General features: G+C 69.2%; 9 protein-coding genes. All 9 read left to right on the top strand.

What is annotated here, in order from left to right:
- Positions 1–612 (top strand): N5-glutamine methyltransferase family protein (locus tag DC432_RS02300; protein ID WP_116536509.1); only part of this gene is annotated, 612 nt, incomplete at its 5' end.
- Positions 613–721: 109 nt separating this feature from the next.
- Positions 722–1,471: an L-threonylcarbamoyladenylate synthase gene (locus DC432_RS02295; RefSeq protein WP_116536508.1), complete on the top strand. Its 750-nt coding sequence runs from the start codon at positions 722–724 to the stop codon at positions 1,469–1,471.
- Entirely contained in the window at positions 1,468–2,643 is a 1,176-nt protein-coding gene (locus DC432_RS02290; protein ID WP_116536507.1) for an MraY family glycosyltransferase, read from the top strand. Before DC432_RS02295 ends, DC432_RS02290 begins: the two co-directional genes overlap by 4 nt.
- Positions 2,640–3,125 carry a hypothetical protein gene (locus DC432_RS02285; protein ID WP_116536506.1) on the top strand — a complete coding sequence of 162 codons (486 nt, stop codon included), beginning with the start codon at positions 2,640–2,642 and terminating at the stop codon, positions 3,123–3,125. The genes DC432_RS02290 and DC432_RS02285 overlap by 4 nt, the downstream gene beginning before the upstream one ends.
- Positions 3,126–3,336: 211 nt before the next feature.
- Complete coding sequence (gene atpB / locus DC432_RS02275; RefSeq protein WP_181373501.1) at positions 3,337–4,167, top strand: F0F1 ATP synthase subunit A; 831 nt, start codon at positions 3,337–3,339, stop codon at positions 4,165–4,167.
- A gap of 44 nt (positions 4,168–4,211) precedes the next feature.
- Complete coding sequence (gene atpE / locus DC432_RS02270) at positions 4,212–4,445, top strand: F0F1 ATP synthase subunit C (protein ID WP_043360904.1); 234 nt, start codon at positions 4,212–4,214, stop codon at positions 4,443–4,445.
- 34 nt (positions 4,446–4,479) lie between these two features.
- Positions 4,480–5,040, top strand: a complete 561-nt coding sequence (locus DC432_RS02265) for a F0F1 ATP synthase subunit B (protein ID WP_116536504.1) — start codon at positions 4,480–4,482, stop codon at positions 5,038–5,040.
- Positions 5,040–5,828, top strand: coding sequence for a F0F1 ATP synthase subunit delta (locus DC432_RS02260; protein ID WP_108318020.1), 789 nt, complete (start codon positions 5,040–5,042; stop codon positions 5,826–5,828). Before DC432_RS02265 ends, DC432_RS02260 begins: the two co-directional genes overlap by 1 nt.
- A 62-nt stretch (positions 5,829–5,890) precedes the next feature.
- A complete protein-coding gene (atpA, locus tag DC432_RS02255) occupies positions 5,891–7,522 on the top strand; it encodes a F0F1 ATP synthase subunit alpha (RefSeq protein ID WP_116536503.1) in 1,632 nt (543 codons plus the stop codon).
- Positions 7,523–7,526: the final 4 nt, after the last annotated feature.

The raw sequence follows: 7,526 nt of genomic DNA, 5'->3' as shown, positions 1-7,526 counted from the left end.
CGCGACCATCTCGGTCTCGGCCCGGGCGTCTTCGTCCCCCGGCCCGAGACCGAGATGGTCGCGCAGTTGGCGATCGACGCGCTGCGCGCCGTGGCCTCCGACGCCCCCATCGCCGTCGACCTCGGCACCGGAAGCGGGGCGATCGCCCTGGCGATGGCCACCGAGGTGCCGCACTCCCGGGTGTTCGCGGCCGAGAACTCCGTCGACGCCTTCGTCTGGACCCGCCAGAACGTCGACCGGGTCAGCGCCGGCAACGTCACGCTCGCCTTCATCGACCTCGCCGACGCGTTCGGCGAGCTCGACGGCACGGTCTCGGTCGTGGCATCCAATCCTCCGTACGTTCCCGACGACGCGATCCCGCGCGATCCCGAGGTGCGGCTGTTCGATCCGCCCGCGGCCCTCTACGGGGGACCGGACGGTCTGGATGCCGTGCGGCAGCTGAGCCGGGTGGGACTGCGCCTCGGGCACCCCGGCGCGACCATCGTCATCGAGCACGGCGAGTGGCAGGGGGCGGCGATCCGCGAGATCCTCACGAACGACGGCTGGCGCTCGGCCGCGACGCACCCCGACCTCACCCGACGCGACCGGGCGACGACCGCGATCCGCCCCTGACCACGCGGGACGCCCGTGACACCGGGGGCGGTGCCGACCGCCGCCCGACGGTGGCCGCGCGGGGTCGGGACAGCGCGGGGTCGGCGGCGCGGCTAGACTGGCGCGCGACATGTCACCCGTCTACGACTGCCGTGACGAGTCGCAGCTGCTGTCCGGGATGCGCCACGCGCGTCAGGCCATCGGCAGAGGCGAACTCGTCGTGCTCCCCACCGACACCGTCTACGGAATCGCCGCGGACGCGTTCAACGCGCGCGCCGTCGCGGGCCTGCTCGAGGCGAAGGGTCGCGGTCGCCAGCAACCGCCGCCCGTGCTGGTGGCGGGCGTGGGCACGCTGCGCGCCCTCGTGGCCGAGATCCCACCGGCCGTCGAAGACCTCGTGCGCGAGTTCTGGCCCGGTGGGCTCACCATCGTGCTGCCCGCCCAGCCGTCGCTGTCGTGGGACCTCGGCGACACCCACGGCACCGTCGCCGTGCGCATGCCCGCGCAGAAGCTGACCCTCGAACTGCTCGAAGAGACGGGTCCCCTCGCCGTCTCGAGCGCGAACCTCACCGGACGGCCCGCGGCCGTCGACATCGACTCGGCCCGCGACATGCTGGGCGACAGCGTCGCGGCCTATCTCGACGCCGGCCCCAGCGAGACCGGGGTGGCCTCGACCATCGTCGATGCAACGACCCTGGTCGGCGGTGCCGAGCCGCAGGTGCGGGTGCTGCGCGAGGGCGCGATCTCACGTGAACGCCTGCGCGAGGTGCTGGGCGATCTGCTCGAGCCCGACCCCGTCGACGACGCGCCTGCGACCGACCTCGGTCCGGCGTCGCCCGCGGGCGGCACTGCTCCGGATGCCGAGGCTCCGGGTCCGTGACCCAGTACCTCCTCACCATCCTGTTCACGGCGGCGGTCACGCTCGCGCTGTCGTGGGTGGTGTGGAAGCTCGCCCTGCGCTTCAAGCTGTACCCGGGCATCCGGGAACGCGATGTGCACAAGACCCCGACGCCCCGGCTGGGGGGCGTGGCCATGTTCCTCGGCGTCCTCGCCGCGTTCGCGCTGTCGAGTCGCAACCCGTACTTCGCGATCTTCTGGACCGATCCGGTCCCGGTGCTGTCCCTGCTGGGGGCGGTGCTGCTGATCGTGCTGGTCGGCGTCGCGGACGACCTGTGGGACCTCGACTGGATGATCAAGCTCGGCGCGCAGTTCGTCGCGGCCGCCGTCATCGCGTGGTTCGGCCAGCTGCAGATCCTGTCGCTGCCGATCGGGGCGCTCACGGTCGGGTCGAGCTGGGTCAGCTTCCTGCTCACGGTCTTCGCCCTGGTCGTCGTCATGAACGCCGTCAACTTCATCGACGGTCTCAACGGTCTCGTCGCGGGCGTCTGCCTCATCGCCAACGGCGTGTTCTTCGCCTACTCCTACCTCCTCGTCCGCGATACCGGGGCCAGCACCTATTTCAACCTCGCGTCCTTCATCGCCGCGGTGCTCGTCGGCGCCTGCCTCGGCTTCCTGCCGATGAACTGGACCCCCGCGAAGCTCTTCATGGGCGATGCGGGTGCTCTCATGCTGGGGCTGCTCATGGCCAGTTCGGCGGTGGCGATCACGGGCCAGCTCGACCCGGCCGTGCTCGACCCCGAGAAGATCGGGCGTTCGCAGCTTCTCGGTGCGTTCATCCCGATCCTGCTGCCGGTCGTGATCGTGCTGCTGCCGCTGCTGGACTTCGGTCTCGCCGTCGCGCGCCGCCAGTGGGCGGGGCGTTCTCCCTTCTCGCCCGACCGCAAGCACCTGCACCACCGCATGCTCGACATGGGCCACAGCGACCGCGACGCCGTACTGATCTTCTACGCCTGGACGGCGGTCGTCTCGTTGGCGTTCCTGCTCATGTACATCGGCACGCAGCAGAGCTGGCCCGGCGACTACGCCATCGGCATCGTCTTCGGCGCCGCGGGCGTCATCGCGTGCGCCGTCCTCACCCTCCTTCCCTCTCAGCACCGTCTGCGCCGGCTCGCCCGTCGCGTCCGACCCACCCGACCGGAGTCCCCCTCATGAGCACCGCCCCCGCCGCCCGCCGTCCCCTCTCGAGTACGCCGGTCCTGCGCACCGCCCTCGTCTGGGGCGGTGTCGTCACCGCCGCACTCCTGATCGCCGGTGCCGTCGTCGGCTTCGCCGTCGGGGGAGCGGGGGGTCTCGGCAGCGCCCTCGCGGGGGTGGCCGTGAGTGCGATCTTCCTCGCCGTGACCGCGACGAGCATCCTCGTGGCCAACCGCTGGTTCGGCGACCCCCTCTACGTGCCCATCTTCTTCGGCATCGTGCTGGGCGGGTGGTTGCTCAAGCTCATCCTGTTCATCGTCGCGATCGTCGTGCTGCGCGGCCAGGACTGGGTCGATCCGGTGGTGTTCTACGTGGCGCTCGTCGTCAGCGTCATCGCATCGCTCGCCGTCGACGTGGTGGTGCTGCTGCGCATGCGGATCCCCAGCGCCAGCGACGTCACGCTTCCCACCGACCCCGACGCCGGAGACCGACGCGCCTGAGCGGCCCATAGCCCACCCGCTCGCGTCGCCGCGCACGTTAGTCCGGCGCCGAGACGATCGCCCCCGCGGACTCATGGATCCGCCGGGAGTTTGATAGGGTGGCATAAGTACCCGCCCGCGATGGGAAATCTCCTCCAGGTTCGCACTTCGGGTACTATCACCGACCATCGTCGCAACGGTTCACACCGATGCCCCGAAGCTGGAGCCAGCGCTGACTACTCAAGCTGCGACCCTGATCACGAACTTCGCGTCTGCGGGTGCGGAGTTCCACCCGCCCTCCATCTCCGAGTTCTTCCCCGACGCGGTCATCACCTTCCCGGGGCTGTACATCTTCGGTGCGCCGTTCGAGATCACGCGCATCAACCTGGTGCAGTTCCTCGCGACCGCCGTCCTCGTGATCTTCCTGGTCGTCGGCACGCGTCGCATGAAGGTCGTCCCCGGCCGGTTCCAGAGCATCGTCGAGATGGGCCTGGACTTCGTCCGCGTCAACATCGCCGAGGACATCCTGGGGCGCAAGGACGGCAAGCGCTTCCTGCCGATCCTCACCACGATCTTCTTCATGGTGCTGTTCATGAACATCACGGGCGTCATCCCGGGTCTGAACATCGCCGGCACCAGCGTGATCGCCGTTCCGATGCTGCTCGCGATCGTCGCCTACGTGACCTTCATCTACGCCGGTATCAAGAAGAGCCCCGGCGGGTTCTTCAAGAACGCGCTGCTGCCCTCGGGTGTGCCGTGGCCGCTGTACATCATCATCGTGCCGCTCGAGTTCCTCTCGACCTTCATCATCCGCCCCGTCACCCTGACGCTGCGACTGCTGATGAACATGGTGGTCGGCCACCTCATGCTGGTGCTGTTCTTCTCGGCCACCCAGTTCTTCGTCTTCGGCCTGAGCGGCGGATGGATCGCGCTCGGCGCCGGTTCGCTCGCCTTCGGCCTCGCCTTCACCCTGTTCGAAATCTTCGTCGCCTTCCTCCAGGCGTACGTCTTCGCGATCCTCACCGCGGTCTACATCCAGCTCGCGGTCGCAGAAGAGCACTGAGCGGCCCGGCGCACGCCGAGCCACCCAACGAAAGGAAAAAACCCGTGGACGCAACTACGGTTCTCGCCCAGGTCACCGGTAACGTCGCCACGATCGGCTACGGCCTCGCGGCCATCGGCCCCGCCATCGGCGTGGGTATCGTCGTCGGCAAGACGATCGAGGGCGTCGCCCGTCAGCCCGAGCTCGCGGGCCGCCTGCAGGTCCTGATGTTCATCGGTATCGCCTTCACCGAGGCGCTCGCCTTCATCGGTATCGCGACCGGCTTCATCTTCACCTGATCCGGCCGCTCTCGACTCACTGTAAGGAGACAGGATGCTGAACGCTCTTGTCACTCTCGCCGCGGAACCCAGCGGAGAAGCACCGGAGAACCCGCTGCTTCCGGCGACGTACGACATCGTCTGGTCGCTGGTGTGCTTCATCATCATCGTCGTCGTGGTCTGGCGCGTTGCGCTGCCGCGCATGGCGAAGCTGCTCGACGAGCGCAGTGCTGCCATCGAGGGAAACATCGCCAAGGCCGACGAGGCCCAGCGACAGGCCGAAGCCGCCCTCGAGCAGTACACGGCACAGCTCGCCGAGGCGCGCCGCGAAGCCGGTGAGATCCGCGAGAACGCCACCCAGGACGGCCGCAAGATCGTCGCTGAGGCACGCGAGACCGCTGCCGCCGACGCGGCACGCATCACCGCCGCCGCCCACTCGCAGATCGAGGCCGAGCGCCAGACCGCGCTCGTGCAGCTGCGCACCGAGGTCGGAACCCTCGCGGTCGACCTCGCGGGCAACGTCATCGGAGAGACGCTGTCGGACGACGCGCGTGCCAACGCCGTGGTCGACCGCTTCCTCGCCGACCTCGAGGCATCCGAGAAGGCGGCCAAGTAATGGGCAGCGCGACCACTCAGGCGCGGACCGCGACCGCTCAGGCCCTGGCCGCCACGCCCGACGTCGACCTCGACGTCGCGCGCGAGCTGTTCGCGGCCGTCGGCGCCGTCAGCGGCTCCGCTCAGCTGAGCGGCGCGCTGTCCGACTCGTCGGTCCCGGCGGACGCGCGGGCGGGCCTGGTCTCGGCGGTCTTCGGCTCGTCGTACCGCCCCGCGACCGTGGCGATCCTCACCAGCGCCGCGCAGCAGCGCTGGTCGAGCGCCGCCGAGTTCGTCGAGGGCCTCGAAGAGCTGGCGATCCAGGCGACCTCGGTCGCCGAGCCGGCCGACATCGAGGCGGAGCTCTTCTCGTTCTCGCGCACCGTCGCCTCCAACGGCGAGCTCGAGCTCGCCCTCGGCGGTCGCATGGGCGGCTCCGCGGCCAAGGGCGACCTCGTGTCGTCGCTCCTCGGCGGGCGCGCGAGCGCGGGTACGACGCTGATCGTGTCGTCGCTCGTCAGCCAGGCTCGCGGCCGCCGCGTGCGCGCCCTGCTGCGTCGCGCCGAGCGCATCGTCGCCGACCAGCGCTCGCGCATCGTCGCCACCGTCTCGGCCGCAGCCCCCCTGAGCGCCGATCAGCAGACCCGTCTGCAGAACGCTCTCAGCGCACGTTACGGATCGTCGGTCACGCTGAACACCGTGATCGACCCGACCGTCCTCGGCGGACTGCGCGTGCAGGTCGCGGACGACGTCATCGACGCGAGCGTGTCCGCACGCCTCGCCGACCTCCGCCAGCGGATCGCCGGCTGAAGACTTTCCGCCCGAGCGGGCGTGATCTTGGGGGCCCCGGGCCCCACGAACGAAGGAAGACAATGGCAGATCTCTCTATCAGCCCCGACGTCATTCGTGACGCGCTGAAGGACTTCGTCAACGCCTACGAGCCCACCGGCGCCGCGGCGACCGAGGTCGGCGTCGTCGTCGACGCGGCCGACGGCATCGCCCACGTCGAGGGCCTTCCCGGCGTCATGGCGAACGAGCTCATCCGCTTCGCCGACGGCACGCTCGGGCTCGCGCAGAACCTCGACGAGAACGAGGTCGGTGTCGTCGTGCTCGGCGAGTTCTCCGGCATCGAAGAGGGCCAGAGCGTCACCCGCACCGGCGAGGTCCTCTCGGTCGGCGTCGGCGACGGTTACCTGGGTCGCGTCGTCGACCCGCTCGGCAACCCGATCGACGGTCTCGGCGAGATCGCGACCGAGGGTCGTCGTGCCCTCGAGCTCCAGGCCCCGGGCGTCATGCAGCGCAAGAGCGTGCACGAGCCCCTGCAGACCGGCATTAAGGCCATCGACGCCATGATCCCCGTCGGCCGTGGCCAGCGTCAGCTCATCATCGGCGACCGCCAGACCGGCAAGACGGCCATCGCGATCGACACGATCATCAACCAGAAGGCCAACTGGGAGTCCGGCGACGTCAACAAGCAGGTCCGCTGCATCTACGTCGCGATCGGTCAGAAGGGCTCGACCATCGCTTCGGTGAAGGGCGCCCTCGAGGACGCTGGTGCGATGGAGTACACCACCATCGTCGCCGCCCCGGCCTCTGACCCGGCCGGCTTCAAGTACCTCGCCCCTTACACCGGTTCGGCCATCGGCCAGCACTGGATGTACGGCGGCAAGCACGTCCTGATTATCTTCGACGACCTGTCCAAGCAGGCCGAAGCCTACCGTGCCGTGTCGCTCCTGCTGCGCCGCCCGCCGGGCCGCGAGGCGTACCCCGGCGACGTGTTCTACCTGCACTCGCGTCTGCTCGAGCGTTGCGCCAAGCTCTCGGACGAGCTGGGTGCCGGCTCGATGACCGGCCTGCCGATCATCGAGACCAAGGCGAACGACGTCTCGGCGTACATCCCCACGAACGTCATCTCGATCACCGACGGTCAGATCTTCCTGCAGTCCGACCTGTTCAACGCCAACCAGCGTCCCGCGGTCGACGTGGGTATCTCGGTGTCCCGCGTCGGTGGTGACGCCCAGGTCAAGTCGATCAAGAAGGTTTCCGGAACGCTGAAGCTGGAGCTCGCGCAGTACCGCTCGCTCGAGGCCTTCGCGATGTTCGCGAGCGACCTCGACGCGGCCTCGCGTCGTCAGCTCGCCCGCGGTGCGCGTCTGACCGAGCTGCTCAAGCAGCCGCAGTACTCGCCGTACCCGGTCGAGGAGCAGGTCGTCTCGATCTGGGCCGGAACCAACGGCAAGCTCGACACCGTCGAGGTCTCGGACGTTCTGCGCTTCGAGCGCGAGCTGCTGGACTACCTGCGTCGCAACTCGACCGTGCTCGACACCCTGCGCGAGACCAACGTGCTCGGCGACGACACGCTCGCGGAGCTCGAGCAGAAGATCGACGCGTTCGCCCAGGAGTTCCAGCCCGGCAAGGACCAGAGTGTCGTCGGCGCCGAGAAGGTCGACGCCGCCGAGGCCGGAGACGTCAACCAGGAGCGGATCGTCAAGGGCCGTCGCTGAGTAG

The sequence above is a fragment of the Microbacterium testaceum genome, assembly GCF_003075375.1.
GTDB classification, from domain to species: Bacteria; Actinomycetota; Actinomycetes; order Actinomycetales; family Microbacteriaceae; genus Microbacterium; species Microbacterium testaceum_E.
The sequence above is the reverse complement of the archived record's forward strand: the minus strand, read 5'-3'. Positions and strand labels throughout refer to the sequence as shown.

Bases quoted from the DNA above. Each gene is read 5' to 3' on its own strand.
- DC432_RS02260 (WP_108318020.1), top strand. From the start codon at position 5,040: ATGGGCAGCGCGACCACTCAGGCGCGGACCGCGACCGCTCAGGCCCTG.
- DC432_RS02265 (WP_116536504.1), top strand. From the start codon at position 4,480: ATGCTGAACGCTCTTGTCACTCTCGCCGCGGAACCCAGCGGAGAAGCA.
- atpA (WP_116536503.1), top strand. From the start codon at position 5,891: ATGGCAGATCTCTCTATCAGCCCCGACGTCATTCGTGACGCGCTGAAG.
- DC432_RS02285 (WP_116536506.1), top strand. From the start codon at position 2,640: ATGAGCACCGCCCCCGCCGCCCGCCGTCCCCTCTCGAGTACGCCGGTC.
- DC432_RS02295 (WP_116536508.1), top strand. From the start codon at position 722: ATGTCACCCGTCTACGACTGCCGTGACGAGTCGCAGCTGCTGTCCGGG.